This window comes from Streptomyces sp. NPDC001604 (genome assembly GCF_042893475.1).
In the GTDB taxonomy this organism is placed as follows: domain Bacteria; phylum Actinomycetota; class Actinomycetes; order Streptomycetales; family Streptomycetaceae; genus Streptomyces.
Window position 1 is genome coordinate 88,047 of record NZ_JBIAUY010000014.1, and the last position, 19,466, is coordinate 107,512.

Genomic DNA, 19,466 nt, shown 5'->3' on the forward strand with positions numbered 1-19,466 from the left:
GATATAGTCAACAATGCGAGTAAGGGATTAGTCACCTATGCCGATCGGTGGTCGTGCCGTGTCGACGGAAGGCGGTGGGTCCGTGGCCGGCAGTGGATATCTGCGGTACGTCGCAGTCGGTGACAGCCAGACCGAAGGCGTCGGCGACGGCGACGACGTCCAGGGCCTGCGCGGGTGGGCGGACCGGCTCGCCGAGCAGATCGCGCGGGAGAGCCCGGGCCTGCTGTACGCCAACCTCGCCGTGCGCGGGCGGCTGGCCGGGCAGGTGCGTGCCGAACAGCTGGCGCCCGCCCTTCAGTTGCGGCCCGACCTCGCCACGGTCGTCGCCGGCCTCAACGACGTGCTGCGGCCCCGGTTCGACGCGGACGAGGTCGCCGGCCATCTGGAGGCCATGTTCGCCGCGCTCACCGGACAGGGCGCCCGTGTCGCGACGGTCACCTTCCCCGACCCCGGCCGGCTCGCCCCAGCGGCCCGGCCGCTCGCACCCCGCGTTCTCGCCCTCAACGCCCGCATCCGGGAGGCGGCCCGACGGCACGGCGTCGCAGTGGCCGACTCCTGGCCCCACCCGGCGGTGACCGATCCCCGGATGTGGAGCCCCGACCGGCTGCACGCGAGCCCGCTCGGCCACGCCCTCATCGCGGCCGCCGTCGCCCACGCCCTCGACCTGCCGGGCAGCGACGACGGCTGGACGCGGCCGCTGCCTCCCGAGGCGCTGGTCCCCAGGGGCCTGCGGGCCGTCGGGGCCGAACTGCGCTGGGCGGGCGCCTTCTTGGGGCCCTGGATCGTACGGCGGGTGCGCGGCCGCTCCTCCGGCGACGGCCGCCGGCCCAAGCGGCCCGCACTCCTCCCGGTGACCGCACTCGCCGACGGACCCTCCTGAACCGCAGGAGGATCAGTCCGGCCCGCGCGCAGTCTCCGCATGCCGGCGCACCTCGTCCAGCGCCCCTTGCACCTGCGACTCGGGCGATGGCGCAGCCTGATGCGCCGCGCCGTGCAGCCCATGCTCGACCGGGTCGGCAGCCGGCTGCCCGAACGCGTCGAGGCCATCGGGGACTCGCGCCGCCGTCCCCGCCCCGAACAACTCCGGCTCGCCCCCCGGGCACCCGGCCGGACAGCCGCCACTCGACGAGGAGCGCCGCGCCGAGGTGACGGTCTTCCCGGACTTCGACACCGCCGCCCGCACCGACCCGTCCTCCGGTGACCCGGCGTGCACAAGAGCGCCGGTATGGCATGTGCTCACCGGCTAGGGCAACGGGCGCCCTGCGGCTGGGATGTGAACCCCGGCCTCGAGTCTGAGCGGCTGACGGCGCTGCCGGACCGGCTCGGCCTCGCGGGACGCCGGGCCCGACACCCGCCGTAGTAGTCGTCCTATTGACTAATCAACAAGGTGTTAAATTGGGGCAATGGCTCTGCGCAACGCGGTGATGGCCGCGCTTCTGGAGGGTGAGGCGTCCGGGTACGACCTCGCGAAGGGCTTCGAGGCCTCCGTCGCCAACTTCTGGATGGCCACCCCGCAGCAGCTCTACCGCGAGCTGGAGCGGATGGAGAGCGAGGGGCTCGTCTCCGCGCGGGTCGTGCAGCAGGAGCGGCGGCCCAACAAGCGGCTCTTCTCGCTCACCGAGGCCGGCCTGGAGGTCCTGCGCGACTACGTCGGCGAGGCCCCGGCCAAGCCCCCGGCCCTGCGGGACGAGCTGATGGTCAAGGTCCAGTGCGTCGACATCGGTGACGCAGGGGACTTCGAAGCCGTACGCGCCTCGGTCGCCGAGCGCTTCGAGCGGGCCACCGCCAAGCTCGCCCGCTACCGGCGCATGCAGGAACGCATGCTCGACGGCCGCACCGAGGACGAGTACCTCGCCACCGCCGAGCGCATCGGCCCCTACCTCACCCTGCAGGGCGGCATCGCCCTCGAGCGGGCCAACCTGCAGTGGAGCGAGACGGCCCTGAAGAGGCTCGAACAGCGCGCCGCGGCACTTGCCGAATCATCCGGCGACTGACCCGGCCGGTGCGCTACCTGCACGGCTTCTGCAGGCCGGCGACGGTGTGCGGGCGGGGATGGCGCACCAGGGCCCACACCGTCTTGCCGTGGCGTCCCCGGGGCCGTACACCCCAGGTCTGGGCGAGCTGGTCAACGAGGTGCAGGCCGCGCCCCTTCTCGTCGTCACCGGTGGGCACGTCATGCAGGACCGGCTGCGTCGGGCTCTCGTCGGAGACGGCTATGAAGCACGAGCCGTCCGCCCGCGCCGTCACCGCCAACTCGAACTCGCGCTCCAGGATGGGGCCGTGACGCACGACGTTCGCCGCCAGCTCGGAGGCCAGCAGGACGACCCGCTCCGTCATCTCGTCGTTCGATGCATGCCCCCAGCTGGCCAGATGCTGCCGTACCCGGTACCGGGCGAAGCCGACCGAAGCCGGATGACGGGGAAGCCGGAACGCCTCACGTCTCAGCACACGCATCCCTCCCGAATGACATCGAAAAGATCTCGACACTCGAATAAGCGCACAGTGACAGATGAATGTCACTGCGCACACGAGGGGCGGCTGAATCTGGCCATATCTGGCCGAGTGTCGCCTACTGCCTGCTGCGTAGCCGGTCTGGTCAGACGGGCGCCGTGCCAAAATGGACGCCATCGCGCCTGCTCAACCCACCCGTCCACGCACCGCCGAGGTTGAACCGTGACCAGATCCGCCGCCCGTGTACCGCTGCGCCGCAACTCGCGGTCCAACCGGGCGCGCATCCTGGCCACGGCCCGCCGGGAGCTCGGCCGCAACCCCGACATCACCCTCGAGGAACTCGCGCGCGCCGCAGGTGTCGTACGGCGCACCCTCTTCGGTCACTTCCCCGGCCGCTCGGCCCTGCTGGAGGCGCTCGCCGAAGAGGCGTCCGAGACGTTCAAGGAAGTGCTGGTGGACGGGGTGCGGCCCGAGGAGCCTGCCGACCGGGCGCTCGCGTACTTCGTGCTCCGCATCTGGCCGGTGGGCGACCGCTACCGGATGCTGTTGGGCCTGGCCCGGCGGGACCTGGGTGCGGAGCGGGTGACCGAGGTCCTGGCCCCGGCCCGCGAGGTGGTCACGGCCGTCCTGGAGCGCGGACAGCGCGAGGGCGTCTTCCACTCCCAGCTGCCGCCCGCCGTGCTGAGCGCCGGACTGGAGGCGATGACGGTCGCGCTGCTGGAGGACGTCAACACCGGGGCGCTGGAGGACGACGGGACCCGTACGGCCGTCGCCGTGCTGATCGCGGCCGGTGTGCCGGAGAACCGGGCGAGTGCGGTGGTCGAGGAGGTCGCGGCGATCGTGCCGCGCGAGGAGCCGGCCGCGGACGTGTGAGCCGCGGATCCGGGTGATCTCGTACCGGGCACGGATTGGTTGCGGCCCGGACGTCCCGCCGTGTCGGTGGTGCGGCTGCGGCAGCATGGCGAGGCATGAGCCGAGACCGGTACGTCGACTTCCTGCGGGCGTGGGCGATCGTTCTGGTCGTGCTGGGCCACTGGCTGATCACCGCACTGCTGCACGGGCCCGGTGGTGAGCTCACCGCTCCCGAGTTGCTGGCGAGCGTGCCCTGGACCCAGTGGCTGACCCTGCTCTTCCAGATCATGCCGCTGTTCTTCCTGGCCGGAGGCCACGCAGCGGCGGGCTCCTGGGCTCGGACGCGGTCGACGGGCGGCACGGCCACCGGCTGGGTGGGGCGGCGGGCGGTGCGCCTGCTGCTGCCGACGGCGCTGTACAGCGGCTTGGTCCTGCTCGCCGTCGGAGTCTGCTCGACGGTCGGCGTCGACCCGGGCACCCTCGCGCTCGTCGGATGGGCCATGGCGATGCAGTTCTGGTTCCTGCCGGTGTACCTGCTGCTCAGCGCGCTGACCCCGGTCCTGCACGCGGCGCACCGGCGCTGGGGGCTCGCCGTCCCCGTGGCCATGGGCGCGGTCGCCCTGATCGCGGACACGCCGGCGCTCACGGCCCACGCACCCCACGTCGGCCTGCTCAACTACGTCCTGGTCTGGGGCGTCGCCTACCAACTCGGCTTCTGCTGGCGTGACGGCCTGCTGAGCGAGCGCCGCCCGCTGCTGCCGGCGGCGCTCGCCGCGGGCGGCGGACTTGCCTTCGCGGCGCTGGTCGCGCTCGGCCCCTTCCCCGTCAGCCTGATCCTGGTCACCGGACAGACGCCCAGCAACACCAACCCGCCGTCGGCGGCGATGCTGTCCTGGGCGGTCGCCCAGGCGGGCGCCTGCCTCCTCGCCGCACCGGTGCTGCGGCGCCTCCTGGAGCGCGAGCGGGTGTGGCGACTGGTGCGCCCGGTCGGGGGCGTCAGCATGACGCTGTATCTGTGGCACATGCTGCCGGTGCTGGTGGTCGCCGCCGCGTTCTACCTCCCCGGCCTGGCACCCGAGCCCGCCCTCGGATCCGCCGCCTGGTGGGCACTACGAGTGCCCTGGCTGCTGGTGCTCGGCGTCGTCCTGGTCGCTGTGGTGTCAGCCGTACGGCAGTTGGAGGGCGGCCTGGTGCAGCGGTACAAGCGGATCCGCCCGGACGCCGGCCAGTACCGCCCCTGGCTGCTCTGGCCGGGTCTGGCCGTATGCGCCACCGCCCTCAGCCGCTTCGCCACGCGCGGCTTCACAGCCGACGGCCGCTTCCCCGCGCCGCCCGCCCTGGCCCTGGCTGTGGGCGCGGCACTGGTACTGCTCCACCGGCGGCCGACGGAACCCGGCAGCACCGAGCGCGCCAAGGGCAACGCCCTGGAGGAGGCGGCCTGACGGCCGGGCTCGTCCCGTGGATCCCACTGAGCGGGCCCCGCAAGCTGTGGCTACTGGATGCCGTTGTCCGTGGTCCTCGCGCCGGGACGGTTCTCGACGACGCCCTGCGGGAGAAGGTCCGCGACGCGATCCGCACCGGTGCGTCCCCGCGGCACGTACCCGACGAGATCCTCCAGGCCCCTGCCGTCCCGCACACCCGCACCGGCAAGGAGCTCGAGGTCCCGGTCAAGCGCCTGCTCCAGGGCGCTTCCGTCGAGCGGGTGGTCGATCCGGCCGCCGTGGACGCCCCCGACCTCGTCCACTACTGCGCCTGGCTGGGTGAAGAGCGCCGCAAGAGCAGAATGTAATTGAAAGTTCAAACGGTGCTCCGGTAGGGTGTACCCATGCCCACCACGCCGCGCTGGCTCAACGCCGAGGAACGACGAGCCTGGCTGGCCTACGTCGACTTCTCCACGCTGCTCGCCGACTATCTCAACCGCCAGCTGAGGCGCGACGCGGGCATGACGCATGCCGACTACAGTCTGCTCGCCTATCTCTCCTCGACGCCCGACGGCGTCCTCGGCATGTCCGAACTGGCCCAGCGGCTCAAGATCACCCGCAGTCGGCTCACCCATGCGGTGAACCGGCTGCGGGAGGTCGGCCTGGTCGACCGCCGCGAGGACCCCGCAGACGGCCGCGGCCAGCTCGCCGTCCTCACCGACGAGGGCCGCGCACTGCTGGAACGGGCCGCCCCGGGCCACGTCGACGCGGTACGCCGGGCCGTGTTCGACGCCCTCACCCCGGAACAGGTACGGCAGTTCGCCGAGATCGGCGAGGCCATCAGCGACGCCCTGCACCGCGTGGAGAACACCGAGACCGATCCGGCCGTACTGCCGTGGCGGCGCAGGTAGGACTCGGCGCCACAGGTCGCTGCGGGCGGTGGACGCCGCGCGGGCGGTGGCCGAGCTCGCCGGTGCGGCCCAGCAGGTCCACCAGGTACCAACAGCTCCTTGCCGATGGCACTGATCATGCTGATCGTGGTGGCGGCGGCGGGAGTCGCCCTGCTGACGCCGGCCCGGCCGTGGCGGGGGCAGGGGGAACCGGCCGCAGCCTGATGGGTGCGGAGGACGGGCACCGATGTCAGTGGCTCCTCGTACGCTCCGGCAGATGACACACCACCGTATCGAGCCACGCACCCTGGAAGCCGCACTCCACGATGTCCGGCAGGCCAAGGCCGTGCATGACAACGCCCTGGAGTGGCTGCTGCGCCCCGACGCGGCACTGAACCCACCGCTTGCCGCTGAGGTGTGGGCCTTCGACAGCACTCTGACGGAGGTCCTGCTGGTGCGCCACCCTTGGCGGGGATGGGTGCCGCCCGGTGGGAAGGTGGAGCCCGGCGAGACTCCTCGCGAGGCGGCGCGCCGGGAGTTGTTCGAGGAGACCGGTGTCCGGGCCGAACTTCATCCCGTGCCGGCGGCTGTCACGGTGCGCTCCTATCATCCCGACTGGGCTGCCACCTTGGGTGTGACGTTCATTCAAGTTGTGGACAGGCCAACGGAGTTGACGCCTGAGGAGGGCCAGCCCGCGGACTGGCTGCCGCTGGACGAGCCGTGGCAGGGCTGGTTTCCCGAGGACCGGCTGCGGATGCAGCGGTGCGCGCAGTGGCTCGGTGAACGCGGCCGGCGAGTCGGGGGATCTTGATGGCATAGGTTGGCCGCATGAAGCAGGGGGAACAGCCCGCGACGCCGACCACGTCATCGGGCGACGGAAACGGAATACGAGGGCGGAGTGCCGCCCGGCGGAAGACGGCGGCGCCGGGTGGACCGGCCCGGTCGTCGGTGCTGATGGCCGTGGCCACCGTCGTGTCCCGCGCCACGGGGCTGATACGGCAGGTGCTGCAGGCCGCGGCGCTGGGCGTGGGCCAGCTGGCAGGCACGTACAACACCGCGAACACGGTGCCGACCAGCCTGTACACGCTATTGATCGGCGGCGCGCTGAACGCCGTCCTGGTGCCCCAGCTGGTACGGGCGCGCGCCACCCATCCGGACGGCGGCCGCGCCTACGAGCAGCGCCTCGTGACCCTGGTGGTGTGTGTGCTCGGCGTCGGCACCGCACTCGCCGTGTGGGCCACACCGCAGATCGTCGGCGTCTACATCCAGGACACCCCGAAGAAGCACGAGGCCTTTCAACTCACGGTGACGTTCGGGCGGTTCCTGTTGCCGCAGATCTTCTTCTACGGGTTGTTCGGCATCTACGGCCAAGTACTCAACGCCCGCGAGAAGTTCGGGGCGATGATGTGGACCCCGGTCCTCAACAACGTCGTCCTGATCGGCATGTTCGGCGCCTACCTCGGCCTGATGACCGTCCCGAAAGGGGTCGAGGACATCACCGTGACCCAGGTGCGGCTCCTGGGCATCGGGACCACCGCCGGCATCGCCGTACAGGCTCTGGCGCTGATCCCGTTCGCGCGGGCCGCCGGATTCCGCTTCCGCCCGCGGTTCGACTGGCGCGGTACCGGCCTGGGCGCCGGTGTCCACGCGGCGAAGTGGACGCTGCTGTTCGTCCTGGCCAACCAGGTCTCCCTGGCGGTGATCACCAACTACGCCAACGCCGCCGACGCGCAGCAGCCGAAGGCCGGCGTGGGTTACTCCAACTACATGTACGCGCAGACCATCTGGATGCTGCCCCAGTCGATCGTCACGGTGTCTCTGGTGACCGCGCTGCTGCCGCGGATGAGCAGGGCCGTCGCCGAGGGGCGTGTGTCCGACCTGCGCGCCGACCTGTCGCGGGCGCTGCGCATCAGCGGCGTCGTCATCGTGCCCACCGCCTTCCTCTTCCTCGCGCTGGGCCCCCAGATCGCCACACTGATGTTCGCCCACGGCGCGTCCGACGCCGCCGCCGCACAGCCGGGCGGGCAGATGCTGCAGGCCTTCGCTCTCGGCCTGATCCCGTTCTCCGCGCAGTACCTGCTGCTGCGCGGCTTCTACGCCTTCGAGGACACCCGCACGCCGTTCTTCATGGCCGTGTGGATCTCCGCGGTGAACATCGCCCTTGCCACCGCCTGCCATGTGCTGCTGCCCGCCCGCTGGTCCGTGACCGGCATGGCCGGCGCCTACGCCCTCTCCTACCTCGTCGGCCTCGCGGTCACGGCACGGCTGCTGCGCCGCAGGACCGGCGGCCGCCTGGACGACGGCGCCCTGCGCCGCACCTACCTCAAACTGCTGACCGCCGCCGCCCTCGCCGCGGCCGCCGGCTGGGGTACGGCGCAGGCCTGCGCCGATTTCCTGGGCAGCGGCACCTGGGCCACGGCGGGCGCCCTCGCCGCGGGAACACTCGCACTGGCTCTGGCGTTTCTCGCCCTGGCCCGTTTCCTGAAGATCGCAGAGCTGCGCAGCCTGCCCGGGCTGCGGTGACGCCCGCCCAGCGAAGGCCGATGGCCGGTTTGCCTCCTGCGCTGCGGGCTACGCGGGCGGGAGCACTACTCGCCGATCCAGGACCTGGGAGCTGCCATGACCCGCAAGATACGCGACGTGATGTCACCCGGCGCGGCCGCCGTCGAGCCCATGACCACGGTGGCGCGCGCGGCCCGTCTCATGCGTGAGCAGGACGTCGGCGACGTGCTGGTGGCCTACGACTGCGACCTGTTCGGTGTGCTCACCGACCGGGACATCGTGGTCCGGGCCCTCGCCGCGGGCCGTGACCCGGCCGCCACGACCGTCGGCTCGGTGTGCACGCCACCGCCCGTGGTGACCCTGACGCCGGACGACACGACCGACCGCGCCATAGAGCTGATGCGCAAGTACGCCGTCCGCCGCCTCCCGGTCGTCGAGCGCGGCGGTTGCCCGGTCGGCATCGTCAGCATCGGCGACCTCGCCGACACCGAGGACCCGCACACCGCCCTGACGGACATCAGCAGGGCGGCCCCGAACCGCTGACGTCGGTACTCCTCGCCGAGCTGCAACGAGTGCGTGCGCCCCTCGACGCCCCACTCGTCCACCGGGGATCTTCGCCCGGCGTCGATGGCCCGGATGCTCGGCCGGCCGGTGTGGGCGCAGACCAGCCGTCGTACGCCATGTCGTACGGACTGTTCGGGCCCCGGCCTGCGCGGCGGCATGACCGCCGATGTCGCCGCGGAACCGGATCGGGTGGCCCCGGGCGGCCGCCTCGGCGGACATGCGGGTCCGCGTTCGCGGCCCGGGTCGGGACCTCCAGAAGTCTGGCGCACACACGACGACCGGCCCAGTCGCTCTGTTCGGCCCCGGCCTGCATGGCGGCATGACCGCCGATGTCGCCGCGGAACCGGATCGGGTGGCCCCGGGCGGTCGCCTCGGTGGACATGCGGGTCCGCGTTCGCGGCCCGGGTCGGGAACTTCCGGAAGTCCGGCGCCCACACGACCACCGGTCCGCCCTCCCGATGCGGTAGCCGTAGGCGGGATGAGAGGTGTGTGCCACCGGCAGGCGCTGCAGCCGTAGCTCGCCAAACGCAGGTCATCGGCCCGGTTACGGATGCCGCGGTGGAGTGCCGAGCGGAGTTCTGGCTGCTCGTCGGGGACCAGGCAGGTATCAAGTGCTCCCGGCGGTGGTGCGGCGCCTGGGCCGGCGTCGAAGGTGATGCGGTGGCCGCAGTGGCGCAGCAGCAGTCCTGTGGGCGCGGAGCGGGCCAGTTCATCGCGCCCACGCCCAGCAGCGTCAGCCGGAGCCAGTGGATCACGAGCCAGTCCCGGTTCGGTGCGTCAGCGAGAGTGTGCCGTCGGGATCCAAGGTCACGTGTACGGGGGCGCTGATGCGGTTCAGGGTGGCGCACAGCGAGCCGCGGTCGGTGTCCGACGGGGGCTCGAGCCGCATGCGGCGGGCCTGCAGGGGCAGCATGTGCAGGCCGGTCAGGCGCCCCGTGTCCGCCGTAAGCGTGACGAGGTAGGCGATCCGCAGGTCGTCGCGGTACTCCTCCCAGCCGCCGATGCCCTCGTAGTCGTCGATGAAGTCGCCGCAGCCGTACAGGATCAGCCGGTCGCGGTACACCTCGATCCGGCGGGGGTGGTGCGAGGAGTGGCCGTGGACCACGTCGACGCCGCCGTCGACCAGGGCGCGGGCGAAGCGGACGTGCTCGCGGGGCACCCGGTGGCCCCAGTTCGAGCCCCAGTGCACGGACACGACCACGACGTCGCCCGCACGCCTTTCCTCCCGGACCCTCCGAACCACCTCCGCGGCCGCGGCCGCCGACACCTCGGGCAGATACGCGACCCCGGACCGGCCGGAGGCGGCCGCCCAACCGGGCGGAACACCGCTGGAACGTGCCCCGAGGGCGAAAACCAGCACCCGCCCCGCGCCCGGAACCGGCACCACGGCGGGCGCGTACGCCTCCTCGGCGTTGCTTCCCGCTCCCACCACCCGCAGGCCCGCGCGGGCGAGCGCGTCCAGGGTCTCCGTCAGTCCCTCGCGGCCGAAGTCCAGGACGTGATTGTTGGCGAGGACGCAGACGTCCGGGGCGGCCACCGTGAGGGCGGGCAGGTTGGCGGGGTGCATGCGGTAGTGGATCAGCTTGTCGGGTGCGAAAGCGTCGCTGCACGTCACCGACGTCTCCAGATTCACGATCCGGACGTCCGGGGCGGCCCGTTCCAGCACCCGGAGCGCAACACCCCAGGGCCAGGACGGAGCGACAGGCGCAGGGATCGGACCGTTCACCGACTCCGCCAACCGGACATAGGAGCGGGCGTCCTCGACGTACCCCTCCCGCAGTTCCGGATCGCCGGGATGCGCCAGGATCTGATCGACGCCGCGCCCGAGCATCACATCACCGCACAGGAACAGCGTCACCGCGCCGCCGCCCATGCCCCCACGGTAGTGGCGGCCACACGGAAGGGGCGAGCGTGAGCCGGTGCACTTCGGGTAGGTGGAACGACGACCAGGGAACGCACCGCCCCGCGGGAGAATCCCATGAGCGTCACCCTCGTTCACCCACGCCCCAAGTTCGCTCCGGCGCACCTCACCGAGCCGCCGCCGTCCGGCTACCTCCACATCGCCGCCGCGGTGGAACCCCCCGGCGGGATCGGCAGACCCGGCCACAGCCGCGGCAAGACGCACCTGCTCGACCTGCTGCGGGCCGAGGCGGAGGACCTGGCCAGCCTGGGCGAGGTGAAACGGGCGAGCGTGTACCGGGCCGCCGCCGTGGCACCGACCGTCGGCCTGCACCCGTCGGACACCGTGCATCCGGCCCGCTACGACGTCGTCGTCCTCGTCGAGACCCGGGCACCGCAGGACATCGACCAGGTGCTGGACAGCGCCGCCTACCGTCACCTGCGCCGACGGCTGGAGCAGGCCGCGGGAGACCTCCATGTGATGACGGCCCGCTGCGCCAAGTGCCTCGCCGATGTGGGCCGCAGCCAGGAAGGCCTGTTCCAGTTCAGCTACTTCGTCGGTGACGATCCCGAACTCATCGCGGAACTGTGGGAGCACCTCGCGGGCTGGTACGCCGCCGAGACCGGCCTCGACAACTCGCTGCTGCTGCAGCCCCTCGACGGCACGACCTCCGTCTACTGCTTCGTCGGCCACGCCCACTGGGACCTGAGCCTGGCGGCCGTCGCCCTGCGCCAGTTCACCAAGCCGAGCTTCTACCGCTTCCTGCAGCCCACGCTGAAGGAGAACCGCACCACCGTGATGCCGGTGCTGTACCACCTCGTACGGCTGCGGGACCGGTGACGCACCTCAGGGCCGCTGGTCCGGTCCCGTCATGTCGTCGAGACGGGTCGTGTCACCGGCGTGGCGCGTGCGCACCCTGCGGTGGCGGCGATGCGTCGGGCGGTGCGAGGCGCCGCTGACCGCGGTGGCCAGCGCCAGGCAGAAGATGAGGGCCAGCGCGAGGCCTGAGCTGAAGACGGCCAGTGTGTTCATGGTGGCGATCTGGTGATCGAGCACCGAGACGGTGTATTCGGGGCCCCCGGACAGGTTGCCGGCGATCGCCAGGGCGGTGAAGGCGCCTGTCGCCCCGAGGAGAAGCAGTCCGATGAGCAGCATCCGAGTCATCTCCTCGAAAGAGGTACTTCGCCGGTACGGGTACCCGGGACCCAGCAGGCCATACGAGGCCCCACGGGGCCGGCCACGAGGAAGAAGATGATGGCGATGATCTCCCAGCTGATCTCGGTGCCCGCCGACGGCGTGGCCCTTCCGGGCGATCTGGTCCTGCCCGACGCGGCCCGCGCGGTCGTGGTGTTCGCGCACGGCAGCGGCAGCTCCCGGCACAGCCCCCGCAACCGCGCGGTCGCCGCCGAACTGCGCACCGCCGGACTGGGCACCGCCCTGATGGACCTGCTCACCGAGGAGGAGGACCGCCGGGACGCCTCCACGGCCGAGTACCGCTTCGACATCCCCCTGCTGGGCCGCCGCGTCGTCGCCGTCGTCGACTGGCTGGAAACACAATCCGACACCAGGCAGCTGCCGGTCGTCCTGTTCGGTGCCAGCACCGGGGCGGCAGCGGCCCTGGTGGCCGCCGCCGAGCGGCCGCGGCGGACCCTCACCGTCGTGTCGCGAGGCGGGCGCCCCGACCTGGCCGCCGATGTGCTGCCCGGCGTACGGGCCCCGGTGCTCCTGATCGTCGGCGGCCGCGACCCGGAAGTGCTGCGGCTGAACCAGTCGGCCGCCCGGGAGCTGAGCGGCCCGCACTCGCTGCGCATCGTGCCCGGCGCCACGCACCTCTTCGAGGAGCCCGGAGCGCTGGAGCAGGTCGCGGAGATGGCGCGGAACTGGTGCGAGGACCGTCTCAAGATCGCTGACGAGGCGGCGGCGAAGCAGTGACGGGCGGGGCCGCGCGCGTCCTCCGCCGTGGCCCCTGCCGCTGTGCGCGGTCGGTCGTTCTTTCAGGGTCGCGACCGCGCTGATGCTGCTGCTGAGCGGCCCTGGCACCGCGCCCGCCAGCGCCGCACCCCCGCCTGCGGGGGAGGGACGGAGGGACCGCCGGGGCGCGTGCTTCGACGGGCGCGTGCGGGGTACGCGGGGAACCGGACCGGGGGGAATCCGCGCGGGAAGGAGTGGCGACCGCGATGCAGTTCCATGACCGCACGGCGGCCGGGCGGGAACTGGCCGAGCGGCTGCGGATCCAGCAGGAGAAGGGCGTCCTGCCGCACCCCGTCGTCCTGGCCCTCCCGCGCGGCGGCGTCGCCGTGGCCCGGGAGGTGGCGCGGGCGCTGGATGCCCCCCTCGACGTACTGGTCGTACGGAAGATCGGCGCCCCCTTCCAGGAGGAGCTCGGCGTCGGCGCGATCGTCGGCGACGACGACCCCCTCTTCGACGACGAGGCCCTCGTACAACTGGGCCTGACCCGGGCCATGCTGGCCCCGGTGGTGGAACGCGAGCGCAAGGAGCTCCACCGCCGCGAACGCCTCTACCGTCAGGGCCGCCCCGCACCCGATCTGACGGGCCGCACCGCCATCGTGGTCGACGACGGGCTCGCCACCGGGTCGACGGCCCGTGCCGCCCTGCGCCACGTGAGGCGTCAGGCCCCCGAGCGGGTCGTGCTCGCCGTGCCGGTCGGCTCGCCGCATGCGGCGGACCAGATGCGCGCCGAGGCCGACGAGGTGCTCTGTCTGCAGCGCCCGGCGTCCTTCATGGCCGTGGGCCTGTGCTACGAGAGGTTCGAGCAGCTGACGGACGAGGACGTGCTGCGGGCCCTGCACACGGCGGCCGGCTGAACCCGCTGCGTACGGGGGTGTCGATGCACCGACGGAAAGGCCGGCCCGACACCAACGTGTCGAGCCGGCCTTCTACGTGCGCAGACGGTCCGCCGGTCAGTCCGTGCCGGACTCCATCGCGGCCCGGTCCAGCAGCGCGTCCTCTTCCGAGACCTCGCCGCGGGAGGCGATGGCCTCCGCGCCGCCCTCCGGCAGCTCCGGCATGGTGCCGATCAGGCCGGTCGCGGCCGCCTGGGAGGCGCCGATGGTGGGGCTGCCGGTGCCGATCAGGCCGAGGCCGACGTACTGCTCCAGCTTGGCGCGCGAGTCGGCGATGTCCAGGTTGCGCATGGTGAGCTGGCCGATCCGGTCCACCGGGCCGAACGCCGAGTCCTCGGTGCGCTCCATCGACAGCTTGTCCGGGTGGTAGCTGAAGGCCGGGCCCGTGGTGTCGAGGATCGAGTAGTCCTCACCGCGGCGCAGCCGCAGCGTCACCTCGCCGGTGACGGCCGCGCCGACCCAGCGCTGCAGCGACTCGCGGATCATCAGCGCCTGCGGGTCCAGCCAGCGGCCCTCGTACATCAGGCGGCCGAGGCGCCGGCCCTCGTTGTGGTACTGGGCGAGGGTGTCCTCGTTGTGGATCGCGTTGACCAGGCGCTCGTACGCGGCGTGCAGCAGGGCCATGCCGGGCGCCTCGTAGATGCCGCGGCTCTTGGCCTCGATGATCCGGTTCTCGATCTGGTCGGACATGCCCAGGCCGTGCCGGCCGCCGATGGCGTTGGCCTCCATCACCAGGTCGACGGCGCAGGCGAACTCCTTGCCGTTGATCGTCACCGGCCGGCCCTGGTCGAAGCCGATCGTCACGTCCTCGGTGACGATCTCCACCTCGGGGTCCCAGAACCGCACGCCCATGATCGGCTCGACGGTCTCGACGCCCGTGTCCAGGTGCTCCAGCGTCTTGGCCTCGTGGGTGGCGCCCCAGATGTTGGCGTCGGTGGAGTACGCCTTCTCGGTGCTGTCCCGGTAGGGCAGGCCGTGGGCGACCAGCCACTCCGACATCTCCTTGCGGCCGCCGAGCTCGGTCACGAAGTTGGCGTCGAGCCAGGGCTTGTAGATCCGCAGGTGCGGGTTGGCGAGCAGGCCGTAGCGGTAGAACCGCTCGATGTCGTTGCCCTTGAAGGTCGAGCCGTCGCCCCAGATCTGGACGTTGTCCTCGAGCATCGCCCGCACCAGGAGGGTTCCCGTGACGGCGCGGCCCAGCGGGGTGGTGTTGAAGTAGGCACGCCCGCCCGAGCGGATGTGGAACGCCCCGCAGGTGAGCGCCGCCAGGCCCTCCTCGACCAGCGCCGCACGGCAGTCGACGAGACGCGCGATCTCGGCACCGTACGTCTTCGCACGGCCGGGCACCGAGGCGATGTCGGGCTCGTCGTACTGGCCGATGTCGGCGGTGTAGGTGCACGGGACGGCGCCCTTGTCGCGCATCCACGCGACCGCGACGGAGGTGTCGAGGCCGCCCGAGAAGGCGATGCCGACGCGCTCGCCGGCGGGCAGGGAGGTGAGGACCTTGGACATAGGAAGAGTATGCATCATCTCGCATGATCATGCAAAGCCTTGGTCGAAGGGGACTGCCGGGCTGGTCCTGGTGCCTTCGATTCCTGCAGGTTCCTGCCCCGGGGAGCCGCCTCTCAGGCACCATGATCGTGTGACATACGCGGTGACTGTGGACGTGGACCTCCCCAAGGGTGCCCCGGAACTCGACGTTCTTCAGCGGGAGGGCGTCGGCTTCCTGCTGCGCAAGGGGCTCGATTCGATCGCGGCCATCGAGGGGCCCGACGGAATGGAAGTCGACCTGGTGGACGACGTCATCGCCGTCCATCCCGCCGGGGTCCTGCTGAAGCTGTTCGTCGACGCACCGGCACTGGAGTTCGCCGAGGACGCCGCCCGTGAGGTCGTCGCAGAGCTGCTGGAGCGCAGCGAACCCCTCGCCGACTGGGAGATCACCCGCTGCGGGGTGGAGCTGCACCCCGACCTGCTGCAGGAGAGCCTGGACGCGGCCGACGGGCCGGACGCACCGCCCGCGGACCCCGCGGAACGCGCACGCCGTCACGCGGCGGCCGAACCCTCCACCGGGCCCGGGCGTCTCGACCGCGACGAGGTCGACGCCATGCGCGGCACACTCCGTGCTCTCGCGCCCACTCTGCGCGCCTTCCCGCTCGAGGCCTTCGGCCACCACGAGGACGAGGAGCAGCGGATCGTCAGCCGTGAGGCGGCGGAGATCGCGGCCGGTGCCGTCGTGTACGCCATCGATCTGCTGGTCGACGAACTCTTCACGGACCTGGCCGGTCTGGAGGAGGACGGGCCCACCGTCGCGGAGACCGACGCGCCGTTCATGGTCCTGGACGATCTGCCCCCGCAGTTCGCCCTGCAGTACACGGTCCTGTTCGTCCGACGGCTGACCGTCACCGCGGTGACCATGACCGGCCGCCTCACCCAGCCGCACTTCGGCGGGCCCAGCTGCGTGGCCGAGGAACTGCTGCTGAAGTTCCTGCTGGCCCAGGCCGAGGTGACGGCCGACCTCTACGAGTTGCTGAGCGACGAGGTCGAAACCGCCCTGCAGGTCTTCGCCGACGGCGTGTTCGAGGACCTGGACCACGACTGGCTGTACCCCCCGGCCGCGGACGGCGTCGCCAAGGGCGCCGTGCAGGACTGGTTCATCCCCTTCGGCGACGAGAGGTACGTCCATCCCTACGCCGCCAATGACGACGGCGACGACGAGGAGCCCCTGGACTGACCGGGCCCCGGACCGCCCACCCCGGACCGACTCCGGCCGGCCCGCGGCGGTCCTAGGGTGGTGTCCGTGCACACCGGCTTCCCCTCCGACGACGACAACGACGGCGCCGACAGCGACAGCGCCCGCAGCGACGGACCGGGCGCGGCTGCGGCAAGGATCACCGGGCGTACCGTGCGCGGCGAGCGGCGGTTGTCCGCATCCCTGGCCGAAGTGGGCCTCGACGACGGGCAGTCGGTGATGGTCAAGCGCGCCGACGGTCCCGGCGCGGTGCAGGCAGAGGCGGCCGGCCTGCGCTGGCTGGCCGACGCCGGCACGGTCCGCGTTCCGGACGTCCATGGGCACGACCGGCGCTGGCTGGTGACCGACGTGGTCGTGCAGGGCCCGCCGACGGCCCGGGCGGCGGTGCGGTTCGGGCGCGGGCTGGCCGCCCTGCACGCCGCGGGCGCCCCCGCGTTCGGCGCGCCGCCGCCCGGCGGTCCGGTGGACGCGTACATCGGGCTGGCTCCGATGCGCAATGTTCCCGGCACCGACTGGCCCTGCTGGTACGCCGAGCACCGCGTGCTGCCCTATCTGCGCGAGGCCGTCGACCGGGGCACGATCCGGCCCGGCGAGACGGCCGTGATCGAGCGCGTCTGTGAACGGCTGCCCGGACTGGCGGGGCCCGCCGAGCTGCCCGCCCGGCTGCACGGCGACCTGTGGAACGGCAACGTGCTGTGGGGGGCCGACGGGCACGCCTGGCTGATCGACCCGGCCGCACACGGCGGACACCGGGAGACCGACCTGGCGATGCTGCACCTGTTCGGCTGCCCGCACCTGGAGCACGTACTCGACGGCTATCAGCAGACGGCCCCGCTGGCCGACGGCTGGGCGGACCGGGTCGGGCTGCACCAGCTCTTCCCGCTGCTGGTGCACGCCGTGCTGTTCGGCCGCGGATACGCCGAACAGGCCCTCGCGGCAGCACGAAGGGCCCTCGCGTGACGAGACGCGAGAGCCCTTGTGTGAAGTGAGCGGCGAGGAAAGCGAGGGGACTAGTGTCAGAAGGTGTTTTGAGAAGGAAGTCCCGGTCATGGCCTCGCCTGCGGCCCACCCTAACAGTCAGTCGGGGATCAGGTCGCGCAGATTTTCCGGGGTGAAGACCCGGGAGTCCGGGTGCAGTCCGTCCGGCCGTTCCAGGCCGATGTAGGTGACAGGACCCTCCGGGATCGTCCTGCCGTCCCACACCGTCACCGTCGTACCGCCCTCGGCCATCAGACCGGTGACGTACCGGACACTGATGTGGTCGCGCTCGACGATGCCGCGCAGCAGCGTCTCGACCGTGATGCGGTTGCCCTCGACCTGGTTGGCCGAAGGAGCGCCCTTCAGATACAGGTGCAGCCACTTGGCGGTCCAGCTGCCGTCCCGCCCGCGCCTGAACACCAGCGGCAGTGCGACCCGGCCCGGACCGCGCAGCTCCGACTTCATCCGCACCGTGGAGGGCTCGAACGGCCGGCCCTTCTGCTCGCCCTCGCGCAACATGAAGCCGAAGAAGGACTCCTCGACCTCCTCGAAGCCCTCGCCCGCGAAGATGTTGACCTGCGGCAGGATGAAGGTGCTGCGCACCGCGCCCAGCCGCAGGTTGATGAACTCCGAGGCACCGTCCGGCGCTTCGGTGATGTCGCCCGAGTGCTCGCCCTCGAACTGCGTGAGCGATGTGTACGACAGCCAGGACACCGTCCGGTAGCGGGCGTCCAGCATCACCGCCGACAGGTCGAAGTCCGTGCGCTGCTCCGCCTGCTTCCAGTAGACGAAGAACCGCAGCAGCTCCGCGGCGACCGGAGTGACCGAACCGCGGGGCAGCACACCGAGGCCCGCTGCGGTCGCCCGCCCGCTGAGCGGGAGCGCGACGTCGAGGACCTCGGGGTCGACCAGCAGGTGCCCGGGAGCCGGGAGACGGCGGCGCATCTCCGCGTCGAGGGCGGCGATCAGCCGCTTGCGCTGCGTCGGCGCCACCGGCGGCCGGGTGTCGTCGGTGACCCAGGCACGGCCGCGCCGGTTGACGAACACGCGGCGCTCACCGGTCTCCTCGGCCCGGTTGTGCAGGTGTTCGCGCACCGACAGCACGACCCGGCCTGACGCCTCGGACACCACCTGCTCGGCGGCGGCCACCACGGCCTCGCGCTCGTCCTCGACCTGCGCCGTGCGCAGCAGCCGGTCCAGGGAACGCAGCAGCTTGCCCGGCGCCGACTTCAGCAGCTCGGCGGCCCCGACCACGTCGTCCCTGCCCAGCAGCTCCTCGACGCGGCTGTCGAAGGACCGCACCTGCTGCTCGCCCCGGGCGACGGCGAACACCTCGGCGGCGTGCGGCCACTGGGGGTACTCGTGCGGATGGAGCCGCTCACCGAGCCGCTTCCACGGCTCGCGATTTGCGGACACGTCGGCGAGCTTGGCCGGAGCCGCCGCGACGAGCGCGTCCAGACCGGCGAGCAGCGCCCGGCGCACCGGACGAGGAAGCGTACGGAAACGGGTCGGCTCCAGGAGCGTCACATCACCGCCGGACACCGCGCAGGCCAGTCGCAGCACATCGGTGACGCTGTCGATCAGCAGACCCGAACCGGCCGCCAGACGCGCCGCGTTGACGACCGCACGGTTCTCCCGGACCGGTATCGCCTCGGGCTGCGGCCCGTCCACGCAGTGCCCGGCGAGCACCCCGAGGTCGCCCAGGTCGTCCTCGCCCAGCGGCGTGCTGCTGCCGGCAAGCGTCAGATACAGCGCCCTGACCTCGTCCTCCATCGTCCCGCCCAGGTGCAGCACGGTCAGCCGGTCGCCCGCTGCCGCGATCAACTCGTCGTGGGCGGCGAGCATTTCGGCGTACGTGTGCCGGTAGGTGCCGTAGGAAGGCAGCGTGAGCAGGTCCACCACACCGCTCTGCAACTGGGCGAGCGTCCCCTCGCGGGTCTTGTCGTCGGCGAGCGCCTCGGCGATGCAGCGCATCCAGAAGTCGAAGGTGTCCGGCACATGCGCCGGGAAGTCGATGAAGTACACGTTGTGCCGGACGTGGTCGCCCACCATCTCCCGGACCGTACGCAGCGTACGTACGGCGGTGTCGACGACTGCGCCCTCGGACAGCCCCGACAGGTGCGCCAGCAGGTCACCCGAGAGCTTGAAGCCCGCCGCCATCAGCACGGCGTCGAACTGCCGTGCAGCAACGTCCCCTTGACCGGCCGGACCGGTCGGCAGGGGAAGGCGGTGGGTGTGCCGGATGACCAGCGGTTCCAGACGGTCGGACATTCCGGAATGATCGCAGAGCCGTGA

General features: G+C 71.8%; 18 protein-coding genes and 1 pseudogene. 14 read left to right on the plus strand and 5 right to left on the minus strand.

Annotated elements, in window-relative coordinates:
* Positions 1–82 precede the first annotated feature (82 nt).
* Positions 83–880 (plus strand): SGNH/GDSL hydrolase family protein, encoded by a 798-nt coding sequence (locus ACFY1E_RS31740; RefSeq protein WP_389081853.1) that lies wholly within the window; start codon positions 83–85, stop codon positions 878–880.
* A 523-nt stretch (positions 881–1,403) separates the two neighbouring features.
* The gene (locus ACFY1E_RS31745; RefSeq protein ID WP_389081855.1) at positions 1,404–1,994 is read left to right on the plus strand and encodes a PadR family transcriptional regulator; all 591 of its coding nucleotides are present in this window, start codon (positions 1,404–1,406) and stop codon (positions 1,992–1,994) included.
* Between the two features lie 13 nt (positions 1,995–2,007).
* Here the strand turns inward: ACFY1E_RS31745 and ACFY1E_RS31750 are convergent, their stop codons facing one another.
* Positions 2,008–2,448, minus strand: coding sequence for an ATP-binding protein (locus tag ACFY1E_RS31750; protein ID WP_389081857.1), 441 nt, complete (start codon positions 2,446–2,448; stop codon positions 2,008–2,010).
* 225 nt (positions 2,449–2,673) lie between these two features.
* Between ACFY1E_RS31750 and ACFY1E_RS31755 the strand changes: the two genes are divergently transcribed.
* From ACFY1E_RS31755 to ACFY1E_RS31785, 7 genes and pseudogenes are all read left to right on the plus strand, one after another.
* A complete protein-coding gene (locus ACFY1E_RS31755) occupies positions 2,674–3,324 on the plus strand; it encodes a TetR/AcrR family transcriptional regulator (protein WP_389081860.1) in 651 nt (216 codons plus the stop codon).
* Between the two features lie 95 nt (positions 3,325–3,419).
* Positions 3,420–4,745 carry an acyltransferase gene (locus ACFY1E_RS31760; RefSeq protein WP_389081862.1) on the plus strand — a complete coding sequence of 442 codons (1,326 nt, stop codon included), beginning with the start codon at positions 3,420–3,422 and terminating at the stop codon, positions 4,743–4,745.
* Between the two features lie 48 nt (positions 4,746–4,793).
* A pseudogene (locus tag ACFY1E_RS31765) lies at positions 4,794–5,092 on the plus strand (acetoacetate--CoA ligase); the annotation flags it as partial.
* A 36-nt stretch (positions 5,093–5,128) separates the two neighbouring features.
* Positions 5,129–5,635: a MarR family winged helix-turn-helix transcriptional regulator gene (locus ACFY1E_RS31770; protein WP_115910969.1), complete on the plus strand. Its 507-nt coding sequence runs from the start codon at positions 5,129–5,131 to the stop codon at positions 5,633–5,635.
* A gap of 256 nt (positions 5,636–5,891) precedes the next feature.
* Entirely contained in the window at positions 5,892–6,425 is a 534-nt protein-coding gene (locus tag ACFY1E_RS31775) for an NUDIX domain-containing protein (RefSeq protein WP_389081865.1), read from the plus strand.
* A gap of 143 nt (positions 6,426–6,568) precedes the next feature.
* Positions 6,569–8,137 carry a murein biosynthesis integral membrane protein MurJ gene (gene murJ, locus ACFY1E_RS31780; protein ID WP_389082250.1) on the plus strand — a complete coding sequence of 523 codons (1,569 nt, stop codon included), beginning with the start codon at positions 6,569–6,571 and terminating at the stop codon, positions 8,135–8,137.
* Between the two features lie 96 nt (positions 8,138–8,233).
* Positions 8,234–8,659 (plus strand): CBS domain-containing protein, encoded by a 426-nt coding sequence (locus ACFY1E_RS31785; RefSeq protein WP_389081867.1) that lies wholly within the window; start codon positions 8,234–8,236, stop codon positions 8,657–8,659.
* A 772-nt stretch (positions 8,660–9,431) separates the two neighbouring features.
* Here the strand turns inward: ACFY1E_RS31785 and ACFY1E_RS31790 are convergent.
* Complete coding sequence (locus ACFY1E_RS31790; RefSeq protein WP_389081870.1) at positions 9,432–10,553, minus strand: CapA family protein; 1,122 nt, start codon at positions 10,551–10,553, stop codon at positions 9,432–9,434.
* Between the two features lie 105 nt (positions 10,554–10,658).
* Here ACFY1E_RS31790 and ACFY1E_RS31795 point away from each other — a divergent pair, with 105 nt between their 5' ends.
* Positions 10,659–11,420: a hypothetical protein gene (locus ACFY1E_RS31795; protein WP_389081872.1), complete on the plus strand. Its 762-nt coding sequence runs from the start codon at positions 10,659–10,661 to the stop codon at positions 11,418–11,420.
* Positions 11,421–11,426: 6 nt separating this feature from the next.
* Here the strand turns inward: ACFY1E_RS31795 and ACFY1E_RS31800 are convergent, their stop codons facing one another.
* Positions 11,427–11,735, minus strand: coding sequence for a hypothetical protein (locus ACFY1E_RS31800; protein ID WP_389081875.1), 309 nt, complete (start codon positions 11,733–11,735; stop codon positions 11,427–11,429).
* Between the two features lie 105 nt (positions 11,736–11,840).
* Between ACFY1E_RS31800 and ACFY1E_RS31805 the strand changes: the two genes are divergently transcribed.
* Both ACFY1E_RS31805 and ACFY1E_RS31810 read left to right on the plus strand, forming a co-directional pair.
* The gene (locus ACFY1E_RS31805) at positions 11,841–12,512 is read left to right on the plus strand and encodes a dienelactone hydrolase family protein (RefSeq protein WP_389081877.1); all 672 of its coding nucleotides are present in this window, start codon (positions 11,841–11,843) and stop codon (positions 12,510–12,512) included.
* Positions 12,513–12,757: 245 nt separating this feature from the next.
* Positions 12,758–13,405: a phosphoribosyltransferase gene (locus ACFY1E_RS31810; RefSeq protein ID WP_389081879.1), complete on the plus strand. Its 648-nt coding sequence runs from the start codon at positions 12,758–12,760 to the stop codon at positions 13,403–13,405.
* A 96-nt stretch (positions 13,406–13,501) separates the two neighbouring features.
* On the opposite strand, the gene argG is transcribed toward ACFY1E_RS31810, so the two are convergent.
* Positions 13,502–14,956, minus strand: a complete 1,455-nt coding sequence (gene argG / locus ACFY1E_RS31815; RefSeq protein ID WP_389081881.1) for an argininosuccinate synthase — start codon at positions 14,954–14,956, stop codon at positions 13,502–13,504.
* A gap of 130 nt (positions 14,957–15,086) precedes the next feature.
* On the opposite strand from argG, the gene ACFY1E_RS31820 reads away from it, so the two are divergent.
* Together ACFY1E_RS31820 and ACFY1E_RS31825 are read left to right on the plus strand one after the other, a co-directional pair.
* A complete protein-coding gene (locus ACFY1E_RS31820; RefSeq protein ID WP_389081884.1) occupies positions 15,087–16,175 on the plus strand; it encodes a hypothetical protein in 1,089 nt (362 codons plus the stop codon).
* A gap of 156 nt (positions 16,176–16,331) precedes the next feature.
* Positions 16,332–17,153: a fructosamine kinase family protein gene (locus ACFY1E_RS31825; RefSeq protein ID WP_389082252.1), complete on the plus strand. Its 822-nt coding sequence runs from the start codon at positions 16,332–16,334 to the stop codon at positions 17,151–17,153.
* Between the two features lie 117 nt (positions 17,154–17,270).
* On the opposite strand, the gene ACFY1E_RS31830 is transcribed toward ACFY1E_RS31825, so the two are convergent.
* Entirely contained in the window at positions 17,271–19,442 is a 2,172-nt protein-coding gene (locus tag ACFY1E_RS31830; RefSeq protein ID WP_389081886.1) for a hypothetical protein, read from the minus strand.
* Between the last annotated feature and the right edge of the window lie 24 nt (positions 19,443–19,466).